This window comes from Streptomyces sp. NBC_01306, assembly GCF_026340465.1.
In the GTDB taxonomy this organism is placed as follows: domain Bacteria; phylum Actinomycetota; class Actinomycetes; order Streptomycetales; family Streptomycetaceae; genus Streptomyces.
The window spans coordinates 1734101-1759950 of record NZ_JAPEPC010000001.1 but is presented as its reverse complement, the minus strand read 5'-3'; the positions used below and the strand labels follow the sequence as shown (position 1 = coordinate 1759950).

At 71.1% G+C, this 25850-nt stretch carries 29 protein-coding genes; 14 read left to right on the top strand and 15 right to left on the bottom strand.

Annotated features, from left to right (window positions below):
* Nucleotides 1–214: 214 nt before the first annotated feature.
* Nucleotides 215–1483 (top strand): MFS transporter, encoded by a 1269-nt coding sequence (locus OG385_RS07445; RefSeq protein ID WP_266852983.1) that lies wholly within the window; start codon nucleotides 215–217, stop codon nucleotides 1481–1483.
* On the opposite strand, the gene OG385_RS07440 is transcribed toward OG385_RS07445, so the two are convergent.
* Entirely contained in the window at nucleotides 1425–2036 is a 612-nt protein-coding gene (locus tag OG385_RS07440) for a PepSY domain-containing protein (protein WP_266852981.1), read from the bottom strand. The genes OG385_RS07445 and OG385_RS07440 overlap by 59 nt on opposite strands.
* A 134-nt stretch (nucleotides 2037–2170) precedes the next feature.
* Between OG385_RS07440 and OG385_RS07435 the strand changes: the two genes are divergently transcribed.
* Complete coding sequence (locus tag OG385_RS07435; protein ID WP_266852979.1) at nucleotides 2171–2833, top strand: response regulator transcription factor; 663 nt, start codon at nucleotides 2171–2173, stop codon at nucleotides 2831–2833.
* Nucleotides 2830–4251, top strand: coding sequence for a HAMP domain-containing sensor histidine kinase (locus OG385_RS07430; RefSeq protein WP_266852977.1), 1422 nt, complete (start codon nucleotides 2830–2832; stop codon nucleotides 4249–4251). Before OG385_RS07435 ends, OG385_RS07430 begins: the two co-directional genes overlap by 4 nt.
* A gap of 54 nt (nucleotides 4252–4305) precedes the next feature.
* On the opposite strand, the gene OG385_RS07425 is transcribed toward OG385_RS07430, so the two are convergent.
* The 7 genes from OG385_RS07425 to OG385_RS07395 form a co-directional block, all read right to left on the bottom strand.
* A complete protein-coding gene (locus OG385_RS07425; protein WP_266852975.1) occupies nucleotides 4306–5580 on the bottom strand; it encodes an MFS transporter in 1275 nt (424 codons plus the stop codon).
* A 175-nt stretch (nucleotides 5581–5755) separates the two neighbouring features.
* Complete coding sequence (locus OG385_RS07420; protein WP_266852973.1) at nucleotides 5756–6328, bottom strand: TenA family protein; 573 nt, start codon at nucleotides 6326–6328, stop codon at nucleotides 5756–5758.
* A gap of 424 nt (nucleotides 6329–6752) precedes the next feature.
* Complete coding sequence (locus OG385_RS07415) at nucleotides 6753–7637, bottom strand: BtpA/SgcQ family protein (RefSeq protein ID WP_266852971.1); 885 nt, start codon at nucleotides 7635–7637, stop codon at nucleotides 6753–6755.
* Nucleotides 7638–7670: 33 nt separating this feature from the next.
* A complete protein-coding gene (locus OG385_RS07410) occupies nucleotides 7671–7985 on the bottom strand; it encodes a hypothetical protein (protein WP_266852969.1) in 315 nt (104 codons plus the stop codon).
* Nucleotide 7986: 1 nt separating this feature from the next.
* Nucleotides 7987–8715, bottom strand: a complete 729-nt coding sequence (locus OG385_RS07405) for a hypothetical protein (RefSeq protein ID WP_266852967.1) — start codon at nucleotides 8713–8715, stop codon at nucleotides 7987–7989.
* A complete protein-coding gene (locus tag OG385_RS07400; protein WP_266852965.1) occupies nucleotides 8699–9685 on the bottom strand; it encodes a carbohydrate kinase family protein in 987 nt (328 codons plus the stop codon). Before OG385_RS07400 ends, OG385_RS07405 begins: the two co-directional genes overlap by 17 nt.
* Entirely contained in the window at nucleotides 9682–10434 is a 753-nt protein-coding gene (locus OG385_RS07395) for a GntR family transcriptional regulator (RefSeq protein WP_266852963.1), read from the bottom strand. The genes OG385_RS07400 and OG385_RS07395 overlap by 4 nt, the downstream gene beginning before the upstream one ends.
* A 221-nt stretch (nucleotides 10435–10655) precedes the next feature.
* Here OG385_RS07395 and OG385_RS07390 point away from each other — a divergent pair, with 221 nt between their 5' ends.
* Nucleotides 10656–11537 carry a carbohydrate kinase family protein gene (locus OG385_RS07390; protein ID WP_266852961.1) on the top strand — a complete coding sequence of 294 codons (882 nt, stop codon included), beginning with the start codon at nucleotides 10656–10658 and terminating at the stop codon, nucleotides 11535–11537.
* 9 nt (nucleotides 11538–11546) lie between these two features.
* On the opposite strand, the gene OG385_RS07385 is transcribed toward OG385_RS07390, so the two are convergent.
* The 4 genes from OG385_RS07385 to OG385_RS07370 form a co-directional block, all read right to left on the bottom strand.
* Nucleotides 11547–12020, bottom strand: a complete 474-nt coding sequence (locus tag OG385_RS07385) for a MarR family winged helix-turn-helix transcriptional regulator (RefSeq protein ID WP_266852960.1) — start codon at nucleotides 12018–12020, stop codon at nucleotides 11547–11549.
* 162 nt (nucleotides 12021–12182) lie between these two features.
* On the bottom strand, nucleotides 12183–12959 hold the full coding sequence (locus tag OG385_RS07380; protein ID WP_266852958.1) for an AIM24 family protein: 777 nt from the start codon (nucleotides 12957–12959) through the stop codon (nucleotides 12183–12185).
* Nucleotides 12956–13606, bottom strand: a complete 651-nt coding sequence (locus OG385_RS07375) for an AIM24 family protein (protein WP_266852956.1) — start codon at nucleotides 13604–13606, stop codon at nucleotides 12956–12958. The genes OG385_RS07380 and OG385_RS07375 overlap by 4 nt, the downstream gene beginning before the upstream one ends.
* The gene (locus tag OG385_RS07370; protein ID WP_266852954.1) at nucleotides 13606–14244 is read right to left on the bottom strand and encodes an AIM24 family protein; all 639 of its coding nucleotides are present in this window, start codon (nucleotides 14242–14244) and stop codon (nucleotides 13606–13608) included. Before OG385_RS07370 ends, OG385_RS07375 begins: the two co-directional genes overlap by 1 nt.
* A gap of 159 nt (nucleotides 14245–14403) precedes the next feature.
* On the opposite strand from OG385_RS07370, the gene OG385_RS07365 reads away from it, so the two are divergent.
* From OG385_RS07365 to OG385_RS07330, 8 genes are all read left to right on the top strand, one after another.
* Nucleotides 14404–14751, top strand: coding sequence for a DUF3817 domain-containing protein (locus tag OG385_RS07365; RefSeq protein ID WP_266852952.1), 348 nt, complete (start codon nucleotides 14404–14406; stop codon nucleotides 14749–14751).
* Nucleotides 14748–15041, top strand: coding sequence for an MTH1187 family thiamine-binding protein (locus tag OG385_RS07360; protein WP_266852951.1), 294 nt, complete (start codon nucleotides 14748–14750; stop codon nucleotides 15039–15041). Before OG385_RS07365 ends, OG385_RS07360 begins: the two co-directional genes overlap by 4 nt.
* A gap of 97 nt (nucleotides 15042–15138) precedes the next feature.
* The gene (locus OG385_RS07355) at nucleotides 15139–15645 is read left to right on the top strand and encodes a MarR family winged helix-turn-helix transcriptional regulator (RefSeq protein WP_266852950.1); all 507 of its coding nucleotides are present in this window, start codon (nucleotides 15139–15141) and stop codon (nucleotides 15643–15645) included.
* A gap of 159 nt (nucleotides 15646–15804) precedes the next feature.
* Nucleotides 15805–16143: a DUF3817 domain-containing protein gene (locus OG385_RS07350; protein ID WP_266852948.1), complete on the top strand. Its 339-nt coding sequence runs from the start codon at nucleotides 15805–15807 to the stop codon at nucleotides 16141–16143.
* An 82-nt stretch (nucleotides 16144–16225) separates the two neighbouring features.
* Nucleotides 16226–17926 (top strand): methylmalonyl-CoA mutase, encoded by a 1701-nt coding sequence (locus tag OG385_RS07345; protein ID WP_266852947.1) that lies wholly within the window; start codon nucleotides 16226–16228, stop codon nucleotides 17924–17926.
* A gap of 134 nt (nucleotides 17927–18060) precedes the next feature.
* Nucleotides 18061–18516: a MarR family winged helix-turn-helix transcriptional regulator gene (locus tag OG385_RS07340; RefSeq protein WP_266852945.1), complete on the top strand. Its 456-nt coding sequence runs from the start codon at nucleotides 18061–18063 to the stop codon at nucleotides 18514–18516.
* Nucleotides 18513–19538, top strand: a complete 1026-nt coding sequence (locus tag OG385_RS07335) for an ABC transporter ATP-binding protein (protein WP_266852943.1) — start codon at nucleotides 18513–18515, stop codon at nucleotides 19536–19538. The genes OG385_RS07340 and OG385_RS07335 overlap by 4 nt, the downstream gene beginning before the upstream one ends.
* Nucleotides 19498–20355, top strand: a complete 858-nt coding sequence (locus OG385_RS07330) for an ABC transporter permease (protein ID WP_266852941.1) — start codon at nucleotides 19498–19500, stop codon at nucleotides 20353–20355. Before OG385_RS07335 ends, OG385_RS07330 begins: the two co-directional genes overlap by 41 nt.
* A gap of 19 nt (nucleotides 20356–20374) precedes the next feature.
* Here the strand turns inward: OG385_RS07330 and OG385_RS07325 are convergent, their stop codons facing one another.
* Both OG385_RS07325 and OG385_RS07320 read right to left on the bottom strand, forming a co-directional pair.
* Complete coding sequence (locus OG385_RS07325; RefSeq protein ID WP_266852939.1) at nucleotides 20375–21778, bottom strand: cell wall metabolism sensor histidine kinase WalK; 1404 nt, start codon at nucleotides 21776–21778, stop codon at nucleotides 20375–20377.
* Complete coding sequence (locus OG385_RS07320; protein WP_266852937.1) at nucleotides 21775–22506, bottom strand: response regulator transcription factor; 732 nt, start codon at nucleotides 22504–22506, stop codon at nucleotides 21775–21777. The genes OG385_RS07325 and OG385_RS07320 overlap by 4 nt, the downstream gene beginning before the upstream one ends.
* 64 nt (nucleotides 22507–22570) lie before the next feature.
* Here OG385_RS07320 and OG385_RS07315 point away from each other — a divergent pair, with 64 nt between their 5' ends.
* Nucleotides 22571–23719 (top strand): glycosyltransferase, encoded by a 1149-nt coding sequence (locus OG385_RS07315; protein ID WP_266852935.1) that lies wholly within the window; start codon nucleotides 22571–22573, stop codon nucleotides 23717–23719.
* A complete protein-coding gene (locus OG385_RS07310) occupies nucleotides 23716–24723 on the top strand; it encodes a GDP-mannose 4,6-dehydratase (protein ID WP_266852933.1) in 1008 nt (335 codons plus the stop codon). Before OG385_RS07315 ends, OG385_RS07310 begins: the two co-directional genes overlap by 4 nt.
* Nucleotides 24724–24855: 132 nt before the next feature.
* Here OG385_RS07310 and OG385_RS07305 read toward each other — a convergent pair whose 3' ends face one another.
* Entirely contained in the window at nucleotides 24856–25479 is a 624-nt protein-coding gene (locus OG385_RS07305; protein ID WP_266852931.1) for a TetR/AcrR family transcriptional regulator, read from the bottom strand.
* Nucleotides 25480–25850 lie beyond the last annotated feature (371 nt).

Below are 25850 nucleotides of genomic sequence, written 5' to 3'. Positions count from 1 at the left end.
GAGCGGTGGCGGCAGGTCCTCAGGGCCGGCCGAACTGACGCGGGGCGCAAGGCCGTCGGGCTGAGCGGGACGGTAACCGACGGCGGCAGTCGGGCGACGGCGGGGCAGGCGGACCTGAGGGTGCCCCTGCTACCGTGACCGTATGTTCCTCCCCCGTGCGTAGGACCCGGCCGACCACCCGGTGTCCTGTCCGTGCCGCTTCCGAGGAACCCCCATGCCGTCCTACGCCGCTGTCCTGCGGCCCCCGCACGCCCGCCGCACCTTCGGTGCCGCCCTGATCGGCCGTCTCTCCTACGGGACGGTCTCCCTCTCCCTCGTACTCGCCGTCAAGGACGCCTCGGGCTCCTTCGCGCTCGCGGGTACCGCCATGGCGCTCTTCGGGGCGACCAGCGTCTGCCTCTCGCCCGTCAGAGCCGCCTTCGTCGACCGCTACGGCCCCCGCCGCGCACTCGTCCCGATGGCGGGCTGCTACGCCCTGCTGCTCCTGGTGCTCGCCGCCGCCACCCGGCACCCCGGCACGCCCCCGCCGCTGATCGCGGCACTGGCCGCGGCCGCCGGTGCGGGGACGCCACCGCTCGGGCCGACCATGCGGACTCTGTGGCGCCGGCTCGTCCCCGAGCGGGAGCTGCTGGAGTGCGCGTACAGCCTGGACGGGGTCGCGGAGGAACTGCTCTACGTCGCCGGGCCGTTGCTCGTCGGCGCTCTGACGGCCTGCGCCTCACCCTCGGCAGGAGTCGCCGTCAGCGCTCTCCTGGTGCTGGCGGGAACCGTGGCCCTGGTGACGTCGCCGGTCGCCGCGGGCCCGCACCGCGAGAGCGCCGGTTCACCGCCCGGAGACCTCCGGCCGGCCGGCTCACCACCCGGCCCCACCGGTCCTGCCGGCGTACGGTCCCGGTGGCCCCGGCAGCCCGTGGTGGTGGCCGCGGGGGTGGGACTGGCACTCGGCGGGCTCGATCTGCTGGTGGTCGCCGACGCCGCGCGGCACGGCAGGCCCGCTGCCGTGGCCTGGGTGCTGGCCGCGCTCTCCGCCGGCAGCGTGGTCGGCGGGCTGGTCAACGGGGCGGTCAGCTGGCACGCCCCCGCCCGGCTGCGGCTCGCGCTGCTCGCCGCGGGCCTCGGGCTCAGCCTGGCCGGCGCCGGGCTCGCACCGAATCTCCCCGTGCTGGGTGCTGCCACCGCTCTGGCCGGTCTTTTCGTGGCGCCCGCGCTGACGACCTCGTATCTGATCGCTGACGAGAGCGCGGCTCCGGACGCCCGCACCCGGGCCGGCGCCTGGGTCAACACCGCCGTGAACGCCGGGTCCACGGGCGGTACAGCGGCCGTCGGCGTCCTGGTCGGGCGCGTTCCGCTCGCGCTCTGTTTCGCGCTGGTGGCGGCTCCCGCCCTGCTCTCCGGCGCGTCCGCCCTGCCGGTCCTGGGCCGGGTCAGTCGTCGGCCCCGTCGTCGCCGTCGTGCTGGTGCCGGTTCAGGTGCTCGGACGTGACCTTGCCGGTGGTCAGGTTGATGTAGACCTCGTGCCGGGCGCCGTTGTGCGCGGTCACCTCGGCCTCCCAGCGGCCGTTGTCCAGCTCGACCGAGGTGACCGTGCCCGGGACGGCTCCGCGGGCCGCCGCCGCGGCGCGGACCGCGGTGACCGGGGCGCCCTTGCGGTCGTCCTGGTCACCGCCGTCCTGGCGCGACGAGACGACCTTGCCGGTCCTGCGGTCCAGGTGGATCTCGTGCCAGACGCGGTCCTTGCCGTAGAGGTCCACCTCCCAGCGGCCGTGGTCCAGTTCGGCGGAGGTGACCGTACCGGGTTCGTACGCCTCGGCCGAGCGGACCACCGCGTCGACCGTCGCGACGCCACCCGGGCCGGAGCCCGAAGATGCGCGAGCCGGACCGGACGCGGTGCTCGCGGCCCGTGCCGACGCCGTCGTGGACGTGGCAGCCGGGGATGAGCCCGAGCCGCCGCCGTCCGCGAGGGCGACCCCGGTGGCCGTGCCACCCGCTGCCAGGGCCGCCGCTGCGACACATGCGATGACGTAGTTGCGCTTCATGAGGTTCCCTCCGTGTGGCCGGTGCCGTGACCGGCTCGACTGCTTCGGACAGGTTCCAATCTGCCGGGGGAGTGCTGAACGCAGCCTGAAGCCTGCTGAAGATCCCTTCAGCTTCCATTTGCGAAGCTGTCCCCATGCGCCTGTTGATCGTGGAGGACGAGAAGAGACTCGCGGTGTCCCTCGCCCGCGGACTCACTGCCGAGGGTTACGCCGTGGATGTCGCGCACGACGGGCTCGAAGGACTGCACCTGGCCAGTGAGGGCCCGTACGACCTGGTCGTGCTCGACATCATGCTGCCCGGGATGAACGGCTACCGGGTCTGCGCGGCCCTCAGGGCGGCGGGCCATGACGTCCCCATCCTGATGCTGACCGCCAAGGACGGCGAGTACGACGAGGCCGAGGGGCTGGACACCGGGGCGGACGACTACCTCACCAAGCCGTTCTCCTATGTGGTCCTCGTCGCCAGGATCAGGGCGCTGCTCCGCAGGCGAGCCGCCGGCCGGCCGTCGCCCGTGCTCACCGCGGGGAGCCTCACCGTCGACACCGCCACCCACCGCGTACACCGCGCGGGCGCCGAAGTCACCCTCACGGCAAAGGAGTTCGCGGTCCTGGAGCAGCTCGTCGTGCGCCAGGGCGAAGTGGTCGGCAAGCCGGAGATACTGGAGCACGTCTGGGACTTCGCCTATGAGGGCGACCCGAACATCGTCGAGGTGTACGTGAGCGCCCTGCGCCGCAAACTGGGCGCCGACCTCATCCAGACCGTGCGCGGCGCCGGCTACCGGCTGGTCGCCGGATGAGGCGCCTCTTCGGCTCCGTACGGGCCAGGGCGGCGCTGGGCGCGACGGTCGTCGTCGCTGTCGCGCTGGTCGCCGCGGGGGTCTCCCTCCTGCTCGTCCTGCGGTCGAACCTCACCGGCCAGACCGATCTGCGCGCCGAGGTCGCCGCCCAGAACGTCGCATCGCAGGTGGCGCTCGACGTCCCGTTCCACAAGCTCGACCTGCCCGACTCGGACGAGAATCCGGTACAGGTGGTCTCCGAGCACGGCAAGCTGCGCGCCGCGAGCGACGACCTGGAAGCGGTGACCGGGACGGCGACCACCGCCGTGCATCCGGTGGCCTCCAAGGCGGACCACGACCACGACGACGACGATCCGCCGCGCGGTGAGGTCTCGCACGACGACGCCCGCTTCAGCTCCGGCACGGCGACCGTCGACGGTGACACCGCCGACTACCGGTTCGCCGCCGTCGAGGTGACCAACGGCAGCGACGACACCCTGATCGTCTACGCGGGCGCCCCCCTCACCACCGAGGAGAGCGCCGTCAGCTCGCTCCGCGGCGCGATGCTCGTCGGGCTCCCCGCCCTGCTGGTGGTCGTCGCGGGCGTCACCTGGCTGGTCACCCGGCGCGCTCTGCGCCCCGTCGAGGGAATCCGGCGGGAGATGGCGGCGATCACCGCGTCCGAGGATCTGGCCCGGCGGGTACCGGAGCCCCGTTCGCACGACGAGGTCGCCCGGCTGGCCCGTACCACCAATGCGACCCTCACCGCGCTGGAGAAGTCCGTCGACCGGCAGCGGCGGTTCGTCGCGGACGCCTCGCACGAACTGCGCAGCCCCATCGCGAGTCTGCGCACCCAGCTGGAGGTCGGCGCCGCGCACCCCGGTCTGCTGGACGTCGAGGGCGCGGTCGCGGACACCGTACGGCTCCAGGAGCTGGCAGCCGACCTGCTGCTGCTCGCCCGGCTGGACGCGGGGGAGCGGCCCGGTGCCGCGCGGATCGACCTGGGGGAGCTGGTGAGCGAGGAGGTGTCGCGGCGGCAGACGGGCCGGGTCCCGGTGACCGTCCACGCCGCGGGAGGTCTCGAAGTGGAGGGCTCGCGCGGGCAGTTGGCGCGGGTGATCGGCAACCTCCTGGACAACGCCCAGCGCCATGCCCGCTCGGGGGTCGAGGTGTCCGTACGGCAGCGGAACGGCAGGATCGTCGCGGAGGTCGCCGACGACGGCCCCGGAGTGCCTCCCGGGAAGCGCGAGAAGATCTTCGAGCGGTTCGTACGGCTCGACGACGCCCGGACCCGTGACGAGGGCGGCGCCGGTCTCGGCCTGGCCATCGCCCGCGACGTGGCACACCGGCACGGCGGGACACTCACCGTCGGCGACGGCGCCGTCTTCGCCCTGGACCTGCCCGCCGCGCGGAGCCAGGACGGCCGGGGGGCCCAGTAGGGCCTTCCGTCCGGATCGGGCCCGCACTGGATCCGGCGCCGCGGGTGCTTCCGTTCAGGGAGCGGACAGTTCGGTGGCGGGTACGGGCGAGCCCTTGTGCGCGGGGAGCCTGAGGAACGCCGTGAGCAGGGCGCCGACGACGTAGCAGGCGCCGAACACCCACATCACGCCCTCCACGCCCAGCGGTGTCAGGCAGAGGCCGACCAGGGCGGGACCGGCCGCCGTGCCGAGACCTGCCCCGAGGTTGAGCCCGGCCATGGCGGCTCCGGTACGCCGGGGGGCGATCTGCGGCATCAGAGCGGACATCGGGGAGAACCCGGCCAGGCAGGCGCAGAACGCGCTCCCGGTGATCAGGGACAGCCAGAAACTGTGGGTCGCGGTGGGTATGTAGTAGAAGGCCACGGTGGTGACGGCGCAGCCCACACAGCCCATCCACCGGAGCACGGTGGTGACTCCGTACTTGTCGCTCCAGTACCCGGCGAGCAGATTGCACCCCAGGTTCACCATGTACATCACGGAGTAGATGGTGAGCCAGTCGCCGAGCGGGAACCCGAGGGACTTGGTGAAGTAGACCGGCAGGAAGACCGGGAACCCGAACTGGGAGACACCGTTCACGACCCGGATCAGCCCCGCCGCGGCCACTTTCGGCTCCTGCCAGAGCACGGAGACGCCCTTGACCAGCCCGCGCAGCGGGTCCTCCTCCGGGCGGGCGACCGGGCGGTCCCCGCCAGGGGCGTGCACGTTGAGCGCGATCACCGCACCGACGGCTATCACCAGCAGGGCCGACCACAGCGTCGGCAACGGCCCGATGAGAGCGATGCTCTCCTTGGCGATCAGTGGGCTCAGGGTGGAGAAACCGGCGATGTAGGCGAACCAGAACCAGCCCACGGCCACGCCCAGCTTCTCCGGCCGCGCCGTCCGCACGATCCACATGAGGAACCCGTAGGCGAACAGCGGATACCCGAACCCGCGCAACCCGTAGCAGACGAGCAGCATCACCCCGGAGTGCTCCGTCACCCCCAGGGTGATGAACAGGACGTGGAACACCACCCAGACGGCGACGCCCACCGCCATGAGACGGCGTGGTCCGAAGACGTCGGAGAGGGCGGCGGCCATCCACGCGGAGACCCCTGCGGTCACCCCGTAGAGAGTGAACATCAGCGCGACCCGGTGGGCGGCGAAACCCTGGTCGTTCAGGAACGCGGAGAGATAGCCCTGTTCGACACCGTCCCCGATCATGAAGAACGCCAGCGCCAGATATCCCGCTGCCAGACTTCGCGGAATGCCGATCCTGTCGAGGATGTTGCTGTGTCCGTGTGCGTCCGGCATCGCTCCACCTTCCGTGTTTCTCCGAGCGATCAGTAGCGGTGGCTGTCGCCGGCCAGGACAGGTCGGCCAGTCAGGAATGTGCGTTCATGAGCGTCATGGCGCGGACGGGCCCGACGGCCGTCCGGCCCGGGCTGCGCATGCGGCCCGGGTGCGCCGGATCGGGCTGCGCCGGGTCCTACTCGGCGTAGGCGGCCTCGTGAAAACCGATCTCGGCTTCGAGGACCCTTCCGAAGACCTTGACCAGGTCCTCCGCCGTCTCAGGGAGGATCTCCAGCGCGTCGATCTCGGCCTCCAGGAACCGCACTTGGGCGGTGAAGGGTTCGACCGTGTGCAGGTGGACCCAGTCCGCGATCTCACTGCGCGCCGACGGTGAGTGGTCGGCCGTGCGGCACCAGTTCTCGTACAGCGACTCCGCCGCGTACATACACGTCACGATGGCCGGATAGCCGAGGGCGTCGGCGGCGTCCAGGACCTCCTCGGTGAGTACCGATGCCTGCTCCTGCGCCCGCGGACCGACCTCCGGCACGCCTGTGGTCTCCAACGCCCGGGTGAAGTAGGCGTACTGGTCCGTCACCAGGGCGTGCAGCGTACGGGCGTGCCCGGCCAACGCGGCGGCGCCGGGCGCCTCGCGCACTGCCGCGCCCGCGAGGCGGGCCGCGGTGTCCACGAACTCCCGCTCGAACAGCAGGTATCGGGCGAAGACGGCGTCGCTGACGGTGTCGTGGGTGACGTCGCGGACGAACCGCATGGTGAGCGTCCGGTTCCATATGTCCGCGTTCCTCTCCTTGAGGGACGTACTGAGGGACGTACTGAGGGACGCGGTGAGGGGGCCGGACCGCGCCGACTGCGCGTCTGAATGTCCTGAATGTCGTGCTTGCATGGGGCGTACCTCCGCTGTCGCAACCGGGCGCCGCCGGTGAGTGGGTGGATTCCGGCGGGCCCGGAGACAGGGCAGCGGCCGCGCCGGCGCGCGCTCCTGGCCGGGACCGACACGGCCGGAACGGAAAACACGGCTGCCTGCGAAATCCCGCGTGCTGTGCCGCTTCCGGCGGCTGCGGTGCGGCCGCCGGCGCCTGGCTGGTGGGCCCGGCCCACAGGCGCGGGGCGCCCGGTGGCTCCGGACGGACCACCAGCCGTTCAATGGCCGATTGAATGGCCGATCGTGCTGCCCGTCAGGGCAGTTGGTAGCCCGCCTTCTCGGCGTGCCGGGTGAAGGCCCTGACCTTCGTCCTGTCGACCCGGCCCCACCAGCGGCCGTTCTCCTTCAACGACGAGGCCACGATGGCGCCGTGACACAGCGACAGCAGCCGCTCCGCGTTGTCCTCGTTCATTCCCGAACCGATGATCACCGGCAGCCGGGTGGCGTCCATGATGCCCCGGACCTCGCTCTCGGCGGCCTCGTCACCGGTGCGTCCGCCGGTCGCGATGAGCACATCCGCGTCGAAGAACTCGGCGTCCTCCGTCTGCTCCGCCAGGGACCGGTCGGCGATGATGGAGTGCGAACCGTGTTTGACGTGGACGTCCGCGAACACCTTGAGCTGTTCGGCCCTGAGCGTCGCCCGGTAGCGCGTCGCCGAAGGGGCCAGTCCCTCCATGAAGCCCTCGTTGGCCACATAGGCGTTCGCCCACTGGTTGACGCGTACGAAAGCCGACTGGGCGGCCTGGGCGGTGGCTATCGAGCAGTGCGCCCCGTTCGCCAGGACGTTCACACCGACCGGCAGGCCCACCTTCTCGCGTACGTGGTCGCTGATCACCGCCAGGTTCGCCGCTGTCTCGAAGCCCTGGTCCTCCGGCTTGGGGAAGGGCAGGTCCCAGGCGTTCTCCACGATCAGTCCGTGCACCCCGCCCTGCTGGTACGCCGTCGCTTCCTCCACGGCGAACCGGATCACGTCCGCGAGCGGCTCGCCGCGGTAGTGGGGACTGCCGGGGAGCGGGGGGCAGTGCACGACACCGATGACCACGCGGTCGGTGCCGAAGATCGAGCCCAGGGCCGACTCCTTCGGCGGGAAGACACCGAGCGCTCGCTCGTCTGCGGTGCTGTCAACCGGGTTGTTCATGGGGTCCTTTCAGTTGAGTCAGGTGGAAATGAGTCAGGTGAAGGGGGCGTCGGCCGGATCGGCCTGCCCCACCTGATTGGAGAACTCGAAACAGGTGGTGTATCCGGCGGTGACCAGGCGGGACCAGTGGTCGAAGGCCTGCTCGGCGGTGGGGAAGAACCAGATCTCCACCTGGGAGTAGTCGCTCTGTCCGCGGACGTGGAAGCGTCCGCCGCCTCTCCCGCCCAGCCGTTCCGACGCGTCGCGCTGTTCCTGGAACGCCTGCTCGTACCGCTCCCGGGCCGCGGGTTCGAGGTCGAACCACGCGGTGCGGGGCAGGGAGTGGTGCAGCCAGACGACCTCGTTCATGTCACTTCCTCCGGAAGGCGTCGTCGAGCCTTGTCCGACGACCGATGTAGTGGCGGGACGTGGTGAACTTGAAGTCCGCCACCCGGGTGTGTTCGCGCATCGCCGCCTGCACCATGGCCACGCTCGGCACCCGCCAGACCCCGACGTGGTCCCACTGGCTCGCGCTGTCGAGTCGGTACCGGCCGGCGATGGCGGCGCCGTTGCGTACGTCGGACGAGAAGGCGTCGTCGCACTCCAGGTCGTACGCGCGCCGCTCCTCCGCGGTGGCGGCCTGCCAGGCGCTGTTCCACTTCCAGAGTGCGAAGAAGCCCCAGCCGTCCTCCTCGCCCCGGGACGCGGGACCGACCACGGGCAGGAACTCCTTCGGCCCGATGAGCCATTCGGTCCGCAGCAGACGCGCCCACCCCGCCTGTTCGAGCGCGAGCGTCCCGTCGAGGGCGTCCGACGCGGTGGGGGCCTCGAACATGCCGACGAAATCGACGTCATGGGAGAACCCCGTGTCGTACACGGTCGGTGTGTCCGCCGACCGGCGGCCGCCCCCGGCGAGAATGCCGTCGACCGAGAGCAACCAGCCCTGCGCCCGGAGCACGTCGAGTTGCTCGGCGACCGCCCGTGCGGACCGGCCCGCGTCCCCGGGACCCGGTGTACGCCGACGGGCCAGGAACAGTACGGCGCACCGTTGCCCGGGGGCTGCTTCGAAGACTTCCGTCTCCTCACTCAGCAGAGTCATGCGAACCTCCTCGGAATGACGGCGTGACCGGTGCGTTGAGTGGTGTCGCGTTGCCGGAAGCGGCAGGTGCGCCGGTGGCCCGTCGCAGCCGCGTCACCTCGGCCCTCGTGGCGTAGGACGGGTGGCCGCCCAGCCCCGAGCAGCTGCGGGAGGCCGCCGTCACCGCATAGCGCAGCGATTCGAGCGGGTCACCGGTGTCGAGCATCATGCCGACGAACGACCCGGCCAGGCAGTCGCCCGCTCCTGTCGTGTCCGCCACCGGGGCGGTGTCGCGTACGACCGGAACGGTGACCTCCGCACAGCCCGGCGCGCACCAGCGCGCCCCGTGCGAGCCCTCGGTGAACACCACGGAGCGGGCGCCCAGTTCGAAGAGGGTCCGGACCGCCGCGGGACCGATGGCACGCGCGGCATGAGCGTTGCAGAACACCGTGGCGGCGCCGTCGATGTGGTCGGCGAGCGTCTCGATCCCTTCCGGGAACGTCGCCGGCTCCAGGTCGACGGACCAGGGAACCCCGCTCTCCGCGCACCGGGATATGACGGTCCGCGCGGCCTCCGGGTCGTAGACGGCCGTGTGCAGCCACCCGGTGTGCGCGAGAGAGAGCTGCCGGCAGACGGCTTCGGACGGGTACATCCGCGCACCCGGTACGAGAATGAGGTGTTTCTCGCCGTCCTCGGCGATCGTGATGACGGCCCGGCTCGAAGCACCGGCCGACACCTCGGGCCGGAAGTCGAGGCCGAGGCTCTCCGCCTGCGCGGCGCACTCGCGGCCCGCCGCGTCCGTTCCCACGGAGCTCACCAGCCTGGTCGGCGTTCCGGTGAGGGAGCAGGCGACGGCCGCGTTGGTCACCACACCTCCCACCGAGTCGGTGAGGTGGTCGCTCACCACTTTCTCGTCGGCGGCGGGGAGGGAGCCCACGCGAATCGTGGTGTCGAACACCGTGTCCCCGACGAAGACCGCTGTCTTTTTCATGGGCGGGTGAGCTCGATCCGGAAGCGGTACCTGTCGGCCCGGTAGGTGATCACCACGTACTCCAGAGGGAGGGCGGCCGTCGAGAGCGAGCGGCGGCGGGCGATGAGGATCGGAGCGCCCTTGGTGACGGCCAGCCGCTGCGCCAACTGCGCGTCGGCGACTCCTCCTTCGATGTACTCCTCGCCCGAGCCGATCCGCGTACCGGTGGTGCGCTCGATCCACTCGTACAGCGAGGAGTTACGCAGCGCCGCTTCGGGCGGTGCGTCGGCCGGGGGGACGATCCGGGGTGACAGCCACGACAGGCTGGACGCGATCGGTTCACCGTCGGCGAGCAGCACCCGGTCCACGCAGACCGCCTCGTCGCCCTCGCACAGCCCCAGTTCCTTGGCGACCTGTGCCGGAACCGGAAGCACGGTGACGGAGACCAGCCGGTAGCCCGGCGCCAGGCCGCGGGCCCGCATGTCGTCCGAGAACGAGGCCAGCAGGTTGAGCGGCTGCTCGACCTTGGGCGGGAGCACGATCGTGCCCTTTCCCGACCGGCGGCTGACCAACTGGTCGCCCTCCAGCTCGTTCAGGGCGCTGCGGGCGGTGGTCCGGCTGATGCCGAAGCGCCGCGTGAGCAGAGTCTCGGACGGCAGCGCGTCGCCGGCCGTGAACTCGCCGTCGGAGATGGCCGATCGCAGACGCTCGGCGATCTGATGCCACTTCGGTACGGGGCCGTCCAGCAAGTCTTCGTCATCCCAAGCCATGCCGAAATTATGCGAACGTCATGACGTTTGGTCAACGGGTCAGCTTGGAAAACTTCGGCTGTCCGGGCTTTGCGTGTCCGGCTTTGCCTGTCCGGGCGACGACTCGGTGACGCCGGGCTCTCGCGCGTAAAGGGGACTTGGCCCGGGTCTCAGCGGCCTGGTCGCAGCGGCCCGGTCACGGCGGACTGACAGTTCCACGGCGAATGAGGTGCTCTTCTTTCATGATCGTCTTCTGCGGGTACGGCAACAGCGACCTGACGGTGAACGTTCCCGCCCTCCCGGGGCCCGGAAGCCGCGTACAGGCGCTCGGCATCCGGCGCCATGACGGGGGGATGGGCGCGAACGCGGCGACGGCCGCGGCGCGGATGGGAGCCGACGCCAGGTTCGCCGGCGTGGTGGGGCCGGATCTGCTGAGCACCGCCTTCCTCGACGGGCTCGGCGCTCAGGGCGTGGACGTGGCGTGGACCTCGCGCCGGGGTCACCTCACCACCGCGGTCATCCTCGTCACTCCGGACGGGGAGCGCTCCGTGATCAGCCAGGACGACGACGTGACCGAGGAGCATGTGGCGGAGGTGGTGCGGTCGCTCTCCCGGGCCGGGGGCGGGTGGCTCTATCTCGACGGCTACCGGTTCCCCTGGGCCGCCCCGCTGCTGGCCGGTGCTCCGGCCCTGCGCACGGTCGTCGACATGGACGGCTGCGAGTCGGCCGAGGCCGCGGAGGCGGCCCTGTCGGTGGCCGAGCACGCGATCATCGGCCGTACGCAGGCGGAGCGGCTGATCGGCCAGGGCGCCGGCGCGGCCGCGGTGTCGCACCGTACGCATCTGCTGGTCACCGATGGCGCTCACGGGTGGCGGCTGCACACACCTGCCGGTGACACCCTGGCCGGAGCGGCCATCGATGTACGGGTCCAGGACGCCACCGGGGCAGGTGACTGCTTCGTGGGCTGTTACCTCGCCGAACTGGAACGCGGGGCGGAACCGGTCGACGCGGCACGCTTTGCCGCCGTCGCGGCGGGTCTGTCCTGCACGGCGCCCGGCGCCAGGGCGGGCCTGCCCGACCGGGCCGCGGTCGCCGGGTATCTCGCCGGTGGCGGGACGCCGTAGGGCGGGGCCCTACCCCTTGCGCAGCCCCCGCAGCTGATCGGCGACCGGCGTCAGTGACTCGCGCAGTCCGGCCAGTGCCTCGGGCGTCAGCATGTCGATGAAGTGTCTGCGCACCGAGGCCACATGGTGCGGTGCGACCTTCTGCATGGTCTCGCCGCCGAGGTCGGTGAGGACGGCGAACAGGCCACGCCGGTCCGACTCGCAGTTCTCCCTGCGGACCAGGCCGGCCTTCTCCATCCGGGTGATCTGGTGCGACAGGCGGCTCTTCGACTGAAGGGTGGCGGCGGCGAGATCGCTCATCCGCATCCGCCGGTCGTCGGCCTCGGAGAGATTGACCAGGATCTCGTAGTCGTTCATCGTCAGGCCGAACGGCTGGAGGTCCTTCTCCATCTGGTACGTCAGCAGCCTGTTCACGTCCAGGTAGGTGCGCCAGGAGCACTGCTCAGCATCGTTCAGCCAGCGGGTGGCCGTCTCGGTCTCCATAATGAGAATTCTACCTAAGAAGTTGAATATTGGACAACATGGGGGGTTGCACTCCCCGGCGCGCGCCAGTGCGCCACCTTGATCCCGATCGTGGCGGCGATCCCGATCCGGTGCATATGCCGGGGGTTCAGATGTTCGACGTTACACTCCGCAGGCTATCGCTCACAGCCCGAAGCGGCGCTGAAGATCCCCGACCTGGCCGGGAAAGCGCGCTCCTGGGCTGTTTTGGCCGGAACGGGGTCCCTGCCCACCGGGAACGCCCGGTTCGTTCGGCACGGAGCCGGTCGGCTTCTCGGGCAGCAGCGCCTCGGTCGACTGGAGCAGCACCGTCCCGGCGCCCACGAACTCGAACTGGTGCTCCTCGCCCGACACACCCCCCAGGCCGGTGAACGACCGGATCCCGCCCAGCACCCCCGTCAGATAGGCATGGTCGTAGTGGTGGCACGGCGCAGGGCAGTCCGCCCAGCCCACCAGGGCCTGCGGGTCGACCCGGATCGGCGGCTCCATGAAGACGACCGGACCGTTCGAAGCGGCCACGAACTTCCCCGTACCGATCAGGGTCAGAAAGCCGGGCACGATCGACTGCTTCAGGGACAGCGACGGCTCGAACGCCAGCAGATTCCCGGAGCGGACCGTGAGATTGCCGTCGTCCAGGTCGAACGAGTTCACATCGAAGGCCCGGTCGGCGAGCAGCATCTTGCCCGAGCCCTCCGCCACGACCCAGTCCGCGGCGTGCATCGGGGAGTGGAAGCTGCTGCGCAGCAGATGGTCGAACCGGCCGTTGCCGAAGCCGTTGTAGTCGATCCGCCCGTAGTAGGCGATCATCTTGCCCTTCTGCAGGAACCACTGGCTGCCGCTGAGTTCCACACAGAAGGTGTACTTGTTGACGTTGTCGTTGGCAGGCAGCGTCATCGGGTCATGGACCACCGGTCCCGTCACAGCTTCTCCTCCGATGCCTGCACATAGACCGCGCCGCTGCCGGACAGTTCGAGCTGGAACGCCTCGCCCGAGCCGCGCCCCACCATCTCCCGCCAGCCGAGCGCCGCCGACAGCTTGTTCCGTACGTCCCCGTGGTGGGCGACATACGCCTGCGGGTCCACATGCACCGGCCCCTGCGGGGTGATCGGCAGCTCCACGACCCCGCCGTGCGCCATCACCGCCACCGCTCCGTGGCCCTTGAGCGTCGTGGTGAACAGCCCCTGCCCGGTGACCTGGCCGCGCACCATCCCCATGACCCCGCCCTGCGAACCCATGAACATCGTGCCCTGCTGGAGCGAACCGTCGAACGCCAGCAGCCGGTCCGCCTCCACATAGAGGGTGTCGCCGGCCAGTGAGATCACCTGGATGTGGTGGCCGCCGTGCCCGAACATCACCGTGCCCCGGCCCTCCACCGTCATCAGCGGCGTCGCCTCGTTGGCCACCCGCCGCCCGATCATGGACATCACGCCGCCCTGACCGCCCTGGATGTTCGGAGTGAAGGTCACATCGCCCCGGTACGCGAGCATCGCCCCGCGCTGGCTGTAGAGCTTCTGGCCCGGCACCACCGTGGCCTCGACCATCTTCGAGTTGATCTCGGTGAACGGCATCAGACATCACCCCCGATCGTGCTGCGCTCGCTGGGCTGCACGTAGACGAGCCCCTCACCCTCGAACCGGATCTGGAACGACTCGCCGGACCCCTCGCCCATGAAGGTCCGGAAGCTGACCCCGGTCTGGAAGTGCTGCTGGAGGCTGCCGGTGTGCGCGATGTACGCACCCGGGTCGACCAGCAGCGGGTACTGCGGGCTGACCCGCAGGACGACCGCGGGGCCGTCCGACATCACCGCGGCCTGCCCCGTCCCCTCGACGGTGGTGGTGAACAGGCCGTTGCCCTGGGACGCGCCCCGCAGCCCGGTGAAGGTCGTGCCGGTGCGCAGCCCCGCGTCCGTGACGAGCAGGTTGCTCGCCTCCACGTGGAGCTTCTCGCCGTGCAGGGCGACGAGGTTGATCTCGGTGGCGCGGTCGGCGAAGTAGCAGGTGCCCTTGCCGCGCACCTCCATCACGCTCATCTGCTCGCCGGTGAGGCGCCGGGTCACCATCCCGCGGAGCCCCTCACCGCCGCCGGACATCTTTTTGAAGGTCATCTGGCCGTCGTAGGCGACCATCGCGCCGTTCTTCGCTTTGACGGCGTCGCCTGTCAGGTCGACGGCGAGCATCTTGCTGCCTTGGAGTCGGAACTGAGCCACGGTCCGAAGGTAACGGGCCGGAGGAGGCACGAACAGCGCCCCTGGGCGTATATGCACCCTGAAGGAGCCCTGAGAAGGGCGACTGACACAATGGGGCAAGCTTGTGCGTACTTTCACAAGATCGCTCCTGTGCCCCTCAACCGGGAAGGTTGCTCCCCCGTGGACCTCAAGACCGCTTCTGCCCTCCGCCGGTTCCGGCTGGTAGCCGCTCCCGAGGCGGTGTCCTACTTCCTGCTCCTGCCGATCGGCGTCGTGCTCAAGGGCACCACCTCCTTCAACCCGGTGCCCGTGCTGGGCTGGATCCATGGCCTGCTCTTCATCCTGTACGTGGTCTTCTGCGCGGATGCCTGGAAGCGCGCCCAGTGGTCGGCCAGGACCGGCATCGTCTATCTCGTGCTCTCCGTGGTGCCGATCGGCGGCTTCTTCGCCGAGCGCAAGCTGCGCCGCGAGGCCGAGGACGCGGTGATCGCCTCCCGGGCGCGCCGCGAAGGCGTGGTCGCGTCATGATCGTGGCTTTCTCGATCACCCCGCTGGGCGTCGGTGAGGACGTGGGGGAGTACGTCGCCGATGCCGTCCGCGTCGTACGGGAGTCGGGTCTGCCGAATCGCACCGACGCCATGTTCACCTCGGTCGAGGGCGAGTGGGACGAGGTCATGGACGTCGTCAAGCGCGCCGTCGCGGTGGTCGAGCAGCGCTCCCCCCGGGTCTCGCTCGTGCTCAAGGCGGACATCAGGCCGGGTGTGACGGACGGCCTGACCTCCAAGGTGGAGACGGTCGAGCGGCACCTCGCCGGGTGACTCCGGCCCGTTCGCGTCCCGCTCCCGCCCTTCGGTCCGCGGACCGAAGGGCGAGACGGGGCTGACCGTCATATGACCGGCCGGTAGGGTCAATGCCGTGCCGAAGCCGCTCAGCCTTCCCTTCGATCCCATCGCGCGCGCCGACGAACTGTGGCAGCAGCGCTGGGGCCCCGTGCCCTCGATGGCCGCCATCACCTCGATCATGCGCGCCCACCAGATCCTGCTCGCGGAGGTCGACGCGGTCGTCAAGCCGTACGGGCTGACGTTCGCGCGCTACGAGGCGCTGGTGCTGCTCACCTTCTCCAAGGCGGGCGAACTGCCGATGTCCAAGATCGGCGAGCGGCTGATGGTGCACCCCACATCGGTGACGAACACCGTCGACCGGCTGGTCACGTCCGGCCTGGTCGACAAGCGCCCCAACCCGAACGACGGGCGCGGCACGCTGGCCTCCATCACCGACAAGGGCCGCGAGGTCGTCGAGGCGGCCAGTGCGGATCTGATGAAGATGGAGTTCGGGCTGTCCGCGTACGACGCGGAGGGGTGCGGCGAGATCTTCTCGATGCTCAGGCCGCTGCGGGTGGCGGCGGACGACTTCGAGGAGTAGCGCGCGGGACCGGCGGCGGGGGCGCGGGAGCGCCGTCGCGGGCCGTGCTGTGTCGTGCCGGGCCCTGTGGGCCGGTCCGCCGGGGGTTGGGGCGGGTGCTCCCGTCCCAAGGGCAACCCCGCCGAAGATCGCCCATAGCGCCCGGATACGCTCGACTCCATGAAACGAAGCGTGCTGACCCGCTACCGCGTGATGGCCTACGTCACCGGTGTGCTGCTGGTCCTGCTGACCCTCGGCGTGATCGCCAAGTACCTGCTGGACATCAACGGGGCGACCGGTTTCGTCAGCGTGGTCGGCATCGCGCACGGCTGGCTGTACGTGGTCTACCTGATCTTCGCCTTCGACCTCGGCTCCAAGGCGAAGTGGCCGGTCGCCAAGCAGATCTGGGTGCTGCTGGCGGGCACGGTCCCGACCGCGGCCTTCTTCGTCGAGCGGAAGATCTCCCGCGAGCTGGAGCCCCGGATCACCGAGCCGGCCCCGGTCGCAGCGAAGGCGTAACAAGGCGTAACACCGCCGCCCGCACGATGTGCGGGCGGTCTGCCATCGACATTTATTAGGACGTCCTAGTAAATTCGTGGGTATGGACGCTCACGCCATTGAAGAGGGCCGCCGTCGCTGGCAGGCCAGGTACGACAAGGCCCGCAAGCGGGACGCCGATTTCTCGACCCTGTCCGGCGACCCGGTGGACCCGGTGTACGGGCCACGGCCCGGCGACACCTACGAGGGATTCGAGCGGATCGGCTGGCCCGGTGAGTATCCGTACACCCGCGGCCTGCACCCCACCGGCTACCGCGGCCGCACCTGGACGATCAGGCAGTTCGCCGGGTTCGGCAACGCCCGGCAGACGAACGAGCGCTACAAGACGATCCTCGCCAACGGCGGCGGCGGTCTCTCGGTCGCCTTCGACATGCCGACGCTGATGGGCCGCGACTCCGACGAGCCGAAGGCGCTCGGCGAGGTCGGCCACTGCGGGGTCGCCATCGACTCGGCCGCCGACATGGAGATCCTCTTCCAGGACATCCCGCTCGGCGATGTCACCACATCGATGACGATCAGCGGCCCGGCCGTCCCGGTCTTCTGTATGTACCTGGTCGCCGCCGAGCGCCAGGGCATCGACCCGGCCGTGCTCAACGGCACGCTCCAGACCGACATCTTCAAGGAGTACATCGCGCAGAAGGAGTGGCTCTTCCAGCCCGAGCCGCATCTGCGCCTGATCGGCGATCTGATGGAGCACTGCGCCGCCGCCATCCCCGCGTACAAGCCGCTCTCGGTCTCCGGCTACCACATCCGCGAGGCGGGCGCGACGGCCGCGCAGGAGCTGGCGTACACCCTCGCTGACGGCTTCGGTTACGTGGAGCTCGGCCTCTCGCGCGGGATGGACGTGGACGTCTTCGCGCCGGGCCTGAGCTTCTTCTTCGACGCGCACGTCGACTTCTTCGAGGAGATCGCCAAGTTCCGTGCGGCGCGCAGGATCTGGGCGCGCTGGATGAAGGACGTCTACGGCGCGCGGACCGACAAGGCGCAGTGGCTCCGCTTCCACACCCAGACGGCCGGGGTCTCGCTGACCGCGCAGCAGCCGTACAACAACGTCGTACGGACCGCGGTCGAGGCGCTCGCCGCGGTCCTCGGCGGCACCAACTCCCTGCACACCAACGCGCTGGACGAGACACTCGCGCTGCCGAGCGAGCAGGCCGCGGAGATCGCCCTGCGGACGCAGCAGGTGCTGATGGAGGAGACGGGCGTCGCCAATGTGGCGGACCCGCTGGGCGGCTCCTGGTACATCGAGCAGCTCACGGACCGCATCGAGGCCGACGCGGAGAAGATCTTCGACCAGATCAAGGAGCGCGGTCTGCGGGCGCACCCCGACGGGCAGCACCCGATCGGCCCGGTCACCTCGGGCATCCTGCGCGGTATCGAGGACGGCTGGTTCACCGGCGAGATCGCCGAGTCCGCCTTCCAGTACCAGCGCTCGGTCGAGAAGGGCGACAAGCGCGTCGTCGGCGTCAACTGCCTGCACGGATCGGTCACCGGTGACCTGGAGATCCTCCGCGTCAGCCACGAGGTGGAGCGCGACCAGGTCCAGGAACTGGTGGTCCGCAAGGCGGCCAGGGACGACGCCCGCGTACGGACCGCCCTGGACGCGCTGCTCACAGCCGCCCGGGACGGCTCGAACATGATCGAGCCGATGCTGGCCGCCGTCCGCGTGGAGGCGACGCTCGGCGAGATCTGCGGGGTACTGCGGGACGAGTGGGGCATCTACACGGAGCCGCCGGGCTTCTGAGCAGGGACGGCGAGCCCGGGGGCGGCGCCCCCGGGCACCCGGTTCCCGTGCGTCCCGGGCACCCGGTTCCCGTGCGGGGCCGGTACCGGGTCGCGCACTGGTGGTTACCTCTGACGCAGAGCTAAAATGGGCTCATGGCCACCGACGAGTTCCCGGACTCGCTCGCCGATGTGCTGGCCGGTGTGCACCGGCTGGTCCGGCGGCGGCTGCGGCGCGGGCTCACCTCGCCGCCCCTGCGGGGGGCGCAGGCCGAGCTGCTGCGGCTGGTCGGCGCACGGCCCGGGATCCGGGTCTCGGATGCCGCCAAGGAGCTCTATGTGGCGGGCAATTCGGTCTCCACACTGGTCAACCAGCTCACCAGGGCCGGATATCTGACCCGCGAGAGCGACCCCGACGACCGCCGTTCGGTGCGGCTTCGGCTCACCCCGGCGGCCCATGAGCGGCTGCGTGACTGGCAGACGCGGCGTGGCGAGCTGGTCCGGGCCCAGGTGGCCCGGCTGTCCGACGAGGACCGGGCGGCCCTGGCGGCGGCGCTCCCCGCGCTGCGCCGGCTCGCCGGGCACCTGCACGAGGAAGTGGAGGGCTCATGAGCGCCGGCCGGAGCAGCGACAAGGGCAGCGACAAGGGCGGTGACAACGGCGGCTTGGGGGAGACCGGCAGCGCGGCGGCCGTCGCTTGCAGCGGACTGGAGTACGCCTTCGGTGAGACCAGGGCCGTCGACGGTGTGGACCTCTCCGTCGCCGCAGGCGAGGTCTTCGGCCTGCTCGGCCCGAACGGCGCGGGCAAGACCACCGTCATCCGCTGCATCACCACCCTGCTGCCGGTCCCGGCCGGCCGGGTGCGGGTGTTCGGGCACGACGCGGCGAAGGAGCGGATGGCGGTGCGGCGCCTGCTCGGCTACGTACCGCAGCAGCTCTCCGCCGACGCAGGGCTGACCGCACGGGAGAACGTGGAGCTGTTCGCGCGGGTCTTCGACGTCTCCCGGCGCGAACGGGCCGAGCGGGTCGGCCAGGCGCTGGCCGCCGTCGGCCTCGACGGGACCGCCGACCGGCTCGCCAAGACCTACTCGGGCGGCATGATCCGCCGCCTCGAACTCGCCCAGGCGCTGGTCAGCGCGCCCCGGCTGCTCATTCTCGACGAGCCGACCATCGGCCTCGACCCGATCGCCCGGACCAGCGTCTGGGAGCACATCGACGCCGTACGCGAGGCCACCGGGATGACCGTCCTCGTGACCACGCACTACATGGACGAGGCCGAGCAGTACTGCGACCGGCTCGCGCTGATGCACCAGGGCCGGGTACGGGCGCTCGGCACCCCCGAAGAGCTCAGAGCCGACCTGCGGGAGCGCCGCCGAGCCCGGAGCGAAGGCTCCACGGGTCCCGCGGGGTCCACGGCCGCTCCCACCACCGCCTCCACGGAGGGCACCCCCGCCGCCCACGGCAAGGACCCGGTGCACGGCAAGGACACCGCCCACGGCAAGGACACCGCCAAGGACACCGAACCCACGCTGGAGGACGTCTTCCGGGACGTCGCGGGCAGCGGTCTCGACGAGCAGGGAGGTGAGTTCCGCGATGTCCGTTCCACCCGCCGCACCGCGACCCGCGTCGGCTGACGCCACCCGCGCCGGGCTCGGGCTGCTGCTGGTCCCGCCGAAGCCGCGCACCGGCCCGCGGATGGTGCCGGCCAGGGTCGCGGCCATGTGCCTGGTCGAGCTGCAGAAGCTGCGCCACGACCGCACCGAGCTGTACACCAGGGCCGTCCAGCCGGCGCTGTGGCTGCTGATCTTCGGTGAGACCTTCACCCGGATCAGAGCCATCCCGACCGGCGGCATCCCGTACATCGACTATCTCGCGCCCGGCATCATCGCCCAGTCCGCGATGTTCATCGCGATCTTCTACGGCATCCAGATCATCTGGGAGCGTGATGCCGGAATCCTCACCAAACTGCTGGTCACACCGACCCCCAGAGCCGCCCTGATCACCGGCAAGGCGTTTGCCGCCGGAGTGAAGGCCCTGATCCAGGCGGTCGTGGTGATCGTCATCGCCGCACTGCTCGGCGTCGCCCTGACCTGGAACCCGCTGCGGCTGCTCGGCGTTGCCGTGATCGTGATCCTGGGCTCGGCGTTCTTCTCCTGTCTGTCCATGACCATCGCCGGGATCGTGCTGACCCGCGACCGGCTGATGGGGATCGGACAGGCCATCACCATGCCGCTGTTCTTCGGCTCCAACGCCCTGTACCCGGTCGCGATCATGCCCGGCTGGCTCCAGGCGATCAGCAAGGCCAATCCGCTGAGCTACCAGGTCGACGCCCTGCGCGGGCTGTTGCTCGGCACCCCTGCCCATCTGGGCCTGGACTACGCGGTGCTGGTGGTGGCCGCCGCGCTCGGCGTGCTCGCCGCGTCGTCACTGCTCGGCCGCCTCGCCCGGTGACATCCCCGGCCTCCCGGCCTCACGGCAGGCGCAGCCGGAAGAGCGCCCCGCCGCCCGGCGCCTGCTCCGCGGTGAGTTCCGCCCCGTGCGCTCGGGCGATCTGGCGGGCCATCGCGAGACCCAGGCCGGAGCCGGGCAGCGCGCGGGCGGCGCGGGCCCGGTAGAAGCGGTCGAAGACATACGGCAGGTCATCGGGCGCGATCCCCGGCCCGTGGTCGCGCACGGTCAGTTCCGTCGAGGTGAGGACGGTCTCGACCTCACCGCCGTCGCCCGAGAACTTCGCGGCGTTCGAGAGCAGATTGGCAATCAGCCGGGAGAGCCGCGCCGGTACGCCGTTCAGTGCCGGGTCGGCCGCCGTCTCCACGGTGAAGGCGATCCCCGGCCAGTGGCCGCGGGCCGCCGTCACCGCGTGCTCGACCAGCGGGGCCAGCCGGACACTCTCCACGAGCGGTACGGGCTCCTCGTCGCGGGCCAGTTCGATCAGGTCGTTCACCAGCGTCGTCACCTCGTGGATCTGCCGGGTGAGGGCGCCGGCCGCCCGGTCGCGCTGAGCGGTGGTCAACCGGTCGGCGCGGGCGAGGAGTTCCGCGTTGGTCCGCAGCGCCGTGAGCGGGGTGCGCAGCTCGTGGGAGGCGTCCGCCACCAGTCGGCGCTGGGCGGTCACCGACTGCTCCAGCTCACCCAGCATGGTGTTGAACGTGGTGGCCAGCCGGGTGATCTCGTCCTCCCGGGTCGCGGGTCCCGGTGGCAGCTCGATGCGGTGGCGGGGGTCCCGGGTGGCCGCGATCCGCTCGGCGGCCCCGGTGAGCCGGGCGACGGGCGCCAGACCGGTGCGCGACACCCAGTAGCCCAGCGCCGCGGCGATCAGCACCCCGGCGCCGCCGACCGCAGCGAGCAGCTGGGCCGTCCGCCGCACGCTCTTCTCCACCGGGTCGGCGCGCAGGGCGACCTGCACCGCCTCACGGTGGCCGAAGGTGGTGGTGAGCATCCGGGTGGGACGCCCCTCCAGGGTGATGTTGCTGAAGTACGGTGCGCGGGTGCCCGCGGCGACCTCACGGACCGCTCCCGACACCGGCAGGAGGTACGGCTTCGCGGGGTCCGCCGACGGATGCGCCGGCACGATCTGTGAGCAGGCGGGCGACGCCAGGAACTGGCACTGGCCCTCGACCACCCCGGGCGTCCCGCCGCCGCGCCCGCCGCCGGACACCGCCGCCGACTGGATGAGATTGAGGTCCAGCTGGTGGTAGATCTCGTACCGCTCGACGAAGAAGGCCGCAGCGCACACCCCGAGCGCGACCAGGGCCACGGCCGCCGAAGCGGTCAGGGCGAGCCGGGTGCGCAGCGGACGGCGGCGGCGCCAGCGCGCACCGAGCCGGTGGGACGGCGCCCGGCGGCTGCGGCCCCCGTCACCGCGGGCGCTCACGCCGTGTCCAGCCGGTAACCGACCCCGTGCACGGTGTGGACCAGGCGCGGTTCACCCGCCGCCTCCAGCTTGCGGCGCAGGTAACCGACGTACACTGCCAGGGAGTTGGAGTCGGGACCGAAGTCCTGGCCCCAGACCCGCTCCTGGATCAGCTCCCGGGTGAGGACCTGCCCCGGGTGGCGCAGCAGCAGATCGAGCAGGGCGAACTCGGTCCTGCTGAACTCGATGGGACGCCCCGCCCGGCGCCCGGTGCGGGTCTCCGGATCCACCGTCAGATCGCCGTACGACAGCGCGCCCGGTTCCTCCTCGACCGGCGCGGCCCGCCGCAGCAGCGCCCGCACCCGGGCGATCAGCTCGTCGAGCGCGAAGGGCTTCACCAGGTAGTCGTCGGCGCCCGCCTCCAGGCCGTCCACCCGCTCGCTCACCGAGTCCAGCGCGGTCAGCACCAGGACCGGCGTACGGTCGCCGACGGCGCGCAGCCGGCGGCAGACCGCGAGGCCGTCGAGCACCGGCATCATCACGTCGAGCACGATCGCGTCCGGCTGCCAGGCGGCGACGGCCGACAGGGCGGCGAGACCGTCGGCCGCGCCCTGCACCCCGTACCCCTCGACGCTGAGGCCGTCCTCGACCGCCACGCGTACCTCCGGCTGGTCGTCCACGACCAGGATCTTTCGCTGCCGGGGGCTCACGGGCGGCGTCTGCGAGTGCGAGTACGGATGCGGGTTCATGGAGCAAAGCCTGCCAAACCCGGCTCTTAGAACCTTCTTACGCCCCGACGCGAGTGTGCTGCCCATGCGCACACCACTCTCCGTCGTGATCGGTGCGGGCGGCACCGGGGGTCACATCTACCCCGGCCTGGCCCTCGCCGACGCCTTGCGCCGGGCCGTACCCGGCGCGGTGATCTCCTTCGTCGGCACCGAACGCGGCCTCGAATCCACGCTCATACCCGGCGCCGGATACCCGCTGCACACCGTCGACATGATCCCCTTCGACCCGGCGCTCGGCGCCCGGCGCTATCTGCTGCCGGCCGCCCTGCTGAAGTCGGGCGTGCAGTGCCGGACGATCCTGCGCGAGCAGGGGGCCCATGTCGCGGTCGGCATGGGCGGCTACCCCAGCGCGCCGGTGATACTCGGCGCCCGGATGGCCGGGGTGCCCAGCGTCATCCATGAGTCCAACGCGGTGCCGGGCCGCGCCAACCAGTTCGCGGCCCGGCTCACCCCGCATCTCACCGTGGCCTTCGACCGCAGCCGGGCCCACCTCGCGGGCGGCGAGAACGCGGAGACGGTCGGGATGCCGATCGCCGCACCGATAGCGGCGCTCGACCGTCCCGCGCTGCGGGCGGAGGCCCGCCGGGCGCTCGGTGTCCCCGCCGGGGCGCGGCTGCTGCTGGTCAACGGCGGCAGCCTCGGCGCCGCCCGGCTCACCGCCGCCGCGGTCGGGCTCGCGGCCCGCTGGCAGGCGCGTACGGACGTCCATCTGCTCATCAAGACCGGTCCGGCCGCCCTGGAGGCGGCCCGGACCCGGCTCGCGGACGAGGGCGGCTGCCGGATCGCCCGCGCCGTGCCCTATCTGGACCGGATGGACCTCGCGTACGCCGCGGCCGATCTGGTGGTCTGCCGGGCCGGCTCCGCCACGGTCGCCGAACTCGCCACCACCGGGGTGCCCGCGATCCTCGTCCCGTATCCGCACGCGCCGGGCGACCACCAGACCCACAACGCCCGCGTCCTCAGCGACGCCGGGGCCGGGGTGCTGATCGCCGACGAGGAGACGACGGCGGAGCGGCTCGCCGAAGTGGCGGGCCCACTCCTCGCCGACCCCGCCCGGCTCGCCGCGATGAGCGGTGCCGCCGGCCCCTCCACCCACGCCAGGGCGGCCGATCTGCTCGCCGCCCGCGTCCTCTCCCACTCAAGCCTGTCCCACGCAAAGGAGTTCACCCCATGACCACCTCGCCGACCACGTCCAGCTGGCAGAACCGCACCGTCCTCGTCACCGGAGCCGAGGGCTTCATCGGCTCGACCCTGGTCGACCTCCTGGTGGAGCAGGGGGCGCGGGTCCGGGCGTTCGTCCACTACAAGCCGTACGGCGAGAAGGGGCACCTCGCCCGCCATCTGGGCAGCTCCCAGGTCGAGATGGTGGCGGGCGACGTCCGGGACGCGGGCCGCGTCGACGACGCCGTGGCGGGCTGCGACACGGTCTTCCACCTCGCCGCGCTGATCGGCATCCCCTACAGCTACGACGCCCCCGGCGCGTACGTCGCCACGAATGTCGTCGGTACCGAGAACATCGCCGAGTCCTGCCGCCGGCACTCCGTACGCCGTCTTCTGCACACCTCCACCAGCGAGGTGTACGGGACCGCGCTCACCGCCCCGATCAGCGAACAGCACCCGCTCCAGCCGCAGTCCCCGTACTCCGCGTCCAAGATCGGCGCCGACATGATGGCGCTGTCCCACTGGCACGCGTTCGAGCTGCCGGTGACGGTGGTGCGGCCCTTCAACACCTACGGCCCCCGGCAGTCCGCGCGCGCCGTCATCCCGGCCATCCTCGCCCAGCTCCACTCCGGGGCCCGGGAGATCAAGCTCGGCTCGCTCACGCCGACCCGTGACTTCACCTATGTCACGGACACCGCGCGCGGCTTCCTCGCGCTGGCCGACTGCGACCGGGCGCTGGGCGAGAGCGTCAACCTCGGTACCGGCCAGGAGATTTCGATCGGGGACCTGGCGCAGGCGCTGATCGCGGCCTCCGGCCGGGACGCCGAGGTCGTCGTCGACCCGGCCAGGCTCCGCCCTTCGGGCAGCGAGGTCCAGCGGCTGCTCTCGGACAACTCGCGGGCCCGCGAATGGGCGGGCTGGCAGCCCGAAGTCGCGCTCACCGACGGGCTGAAGCAGACATCGGAGTGGATCGCGGAGCATCTGCACCTGTTCGCGGCGGACCGTTACCAGGTCTGACCGGCACCCGTTCGGGCAGACCGCTGCCCAGTCCGACCGCTGCCCAGTCCGACCGCTGCCCAGTCCGGCCGCGGCACCCGCCGGCGGCGGACCGCCGCCGGGTCCGGACCGGGGATCAGGCGGGCCGGGGGATCAGGCGGGCGGGGCCGGGGCACTCAGCCCGGAGCAGAGCAGCACGGTGAACTCGCGTGCCCACTCCTCGTCCACCGGCTCCGCGCTCACCAGGGCCCGGTGCACCACCGCGCCCGCGACCACGTCGAAGATCAGGTCGGTGTGCCGGGCCGAGGCCTCGGGGTCGTCCTCGGTGGGGAGTTCACCCCGGGCCTGGGCCCGTTCGCGGCCGATGGTCACCAGCCGCTTCTGCCGGTCGACGATGGCCGAGCGGATCCGGGCGCGCAGCGCCTCGTCGCTGATCGACTCGGCGACCACCGCCATCAGCGCGGTCTTGGTCTCGGGCCGCGCGAGGAGCGCGGCGAACTGGAGCACCACGCCCTCGATGTCCGCGGTCAGACTGCCCCGGTCGGGGAGTTCGAGTTCGTCGAAGAGGACCGCCACGGCGTCCACGACCAGTTCGTTCTTGTGCGACCAGCGGCGATAGAGCGTCGTCTTGGCCACTCCGGCGCGGGTCGCCACCTCGCCCATCGTCAGCTTCGACCAGCCCAGGTCGACCAGCGCGGCTCTGGTCGCCACGAGGATCGCGGTATCGGCCTCTGCGGAGCGTGGGCGACCCGTTCGGGTGGGCTTGCTGAAGGGCATGACCGCGACCATACCGGTCAGTAGCTCAGCCGCCGTGAGTCAGATCACGGGAAACCGTCGGAGAATTTACGCCCTGCTCCCGGTCGACCAGTTACGCTACGACTCGTAGCGTAAAGAGGCGCAAGCGCGCCCCTGCTGCACGAGCACCACGCGACGACCACGCGACAACCGGGTGACACAACAGCACAACAGCACAACAGAGCCACTGGCGCCTGGGTGGGGACCCTGCGCCTGTCCCGGGCCCCTCATCGGGGTCGGACTGATGGTCCGTGTCCATCCGTACGCCCCGCATCCGGCGGGGGGTGTACGGACGGGCCGGGCCCGCACCACCGGCGGATTACGCCGACAGCTTTCCTGAACGGCTTTCCTGA

Excerpts from the sequence above, each read along its gene's own strand:
- OG385_RS07445 (WP_266852983.1), top strand. The coding sequence starts at position 215 with ATGCCGTCCTACGCCGCTGTCCTGCGGCCCCCGCACGCCCGCCGCACC.
- OG385_RS07440 (WP_266852981.1), bottom strand. The coding sequence starts at position 2,036 with ATGAAGCGCAACTACGTCATCGCATGTGTCGCAGCGGCGGCCCTGGCA.
- OG385_RS07435 (WP_266852979.1), top strand. The coding sequence starts at position 2,171 with ATGCGCCTGTTGATCGTGGAGGACGAGAAGAGACTCGCGGTGTCCCTC.
- OG385_RS07430 (WP_266852977.1), top strand. The coding sequence starts at position 2,830 with ATGAGGCGCCTCTTCGGCTCCGTACGGGCCAGGGCGGCGCTGGGCGCG.
- OG385_RS07425 (WP_266852975.1), bottom strand. The coding sequence starts at position 5,580 with ATGCCGGACGCACACGGACACAGCAACATCCTCGACAGGATCGGCATT.
- OG385_RS07420 (WP_266852973.1), bottom strand. The coding sequence starts at position 6,328 with ATGCGGTTCGTCCGCGACGTCACCCACGACACCGTCAGCGACGCCGTC.
- OG385_RS07415 (WP_266852971.1), bottom strand. The coding sequence starts at position 7,637 with ATGAACAACCCGGTTGACAGCACCGCAGACGAGCGAGCGCTCGGTGTC.
- OG385_RS07410 (WP_266852969.1), bottom strand. The coding sequence starts at position 7,985 with ATGAACGAGGTCGTCTGGCTGCACCACTCCCTGCCCCGCACCGCGTGG.
- OG385_RS07405 (WP_266852967.1), bottom strand. The coding sequence starts at position 8,715 with ATGACTCTGCTGAGTGAGGAGACGGAAGTCTTCGAAGCAGCCCCCGGG.
- OG385_RS07400 (WP_266852965.1), bottom strand. The coding sequence starts at position 9,685 with ATGAAAAAGACAGCGGTCTTCGTCGGGGACACGGTGTTCGACACCACG.
- OG385_RS07395 (WP_266852963.1), bottom strand. The coding sequence starts at position 10,434 with ATGGCTTGGGATGACGAAGACTTGCTGGACGGCCCCGTACCGAAGTGG.
- OG385_RS07390 (WP_266852961.1), top strand. The coding sequence starts at position 10,656 with ATGATCGTCTTCTGCGGGTACGGCAACAGCGACCTGACGGTGAACGTT.
- OG385_RS07385 (WP_266852960.1), bottom strand. The coding sequence starts at position 12,020 with ATGGAGACCGAGACGGCCACCCGCTGGCTGAACGATGCTGAGCAGTGC.
- OG385_RS07375 (WP_266852956.1), bottom strand. The coding sequence starts at position 13,606 with ATGCCGTTCACCGAGATCAACTCGAAGATGGTCGAGGCCACGGTGGTG.
- OG385_RS07360 (WP_266852951.1), top strand. The coding sequence starts at position 14,748 with ATGATCGTGGCTTTCTCGATCACCCCGCTGGGCGTCGGTGAGGACGTG.
- OG385_RS07350 (WP_266852948.1), top strand. The coding sequence starts at position 15,805 with ATGAAACGAAGCGTGCTGACCCGCTACCGCGTGATGGCCTACGTCACC.
- OG385_RS07345 (WP_266852947.1), top strand. The coding sequence starts at position 16,226 with ATGGACGCTCACGCCATTGAAGAGGGCCGCCGTCGCTGGCAGGCCAGG.
- OG385_RS07340 (WP_266852945.1), top strand. The coding sequence starts at position 18,061 with ATGGCCACCGACGAGTTCCCGGACTCGCTCGCCGATGTGCTGGCCGGT.
- OG385_RS07335 (WP_266852943.1), top strand. The coding sequence starts at position 18,513 with ATGAGCGCCGGCCGGAGCAGCGACAAGGGCAGCGACAAGGGCGGTGAC.
- OG385_RS07330 (WP_266852941.1), top strand. The coding sequence starts at position 19,498 with ATGTCCGTTCCACCCGCCGCACCGCGACCCGCGTCGGCTGACGCCACC.
- OG385_RS07320 (WP_266852937.1), bottom strand. The coding sequence starts at position 22,506 with ATGAACCCGCATCCGTACTCGCACTCGCAGACGCCGCCCGTGAGCCCC.
- OG385_RS07315 (WP_266852935.1), top strand. The coding sequence starts at position 22,571 with ATGCGCACACCACTCTCCGTCGTGATCGGTGCGGGCGGCACCGGGGGT.
- OG385_RS07310 (WP_266852933.1), top strand. The coding sequence starts at position 23,716 with ATGACCACCTCGCCGACCACGTCCAGCTGGCAGAACCGCACCGTCCTC.
- OG385_RS07305 (WP_266852931.1), bottom strand. The coding sequence starts at position 25,479 with ATGCCCTTCAGCAAGCCCACCCGAACGGGTCGCCCACGCTCCGCAGAG.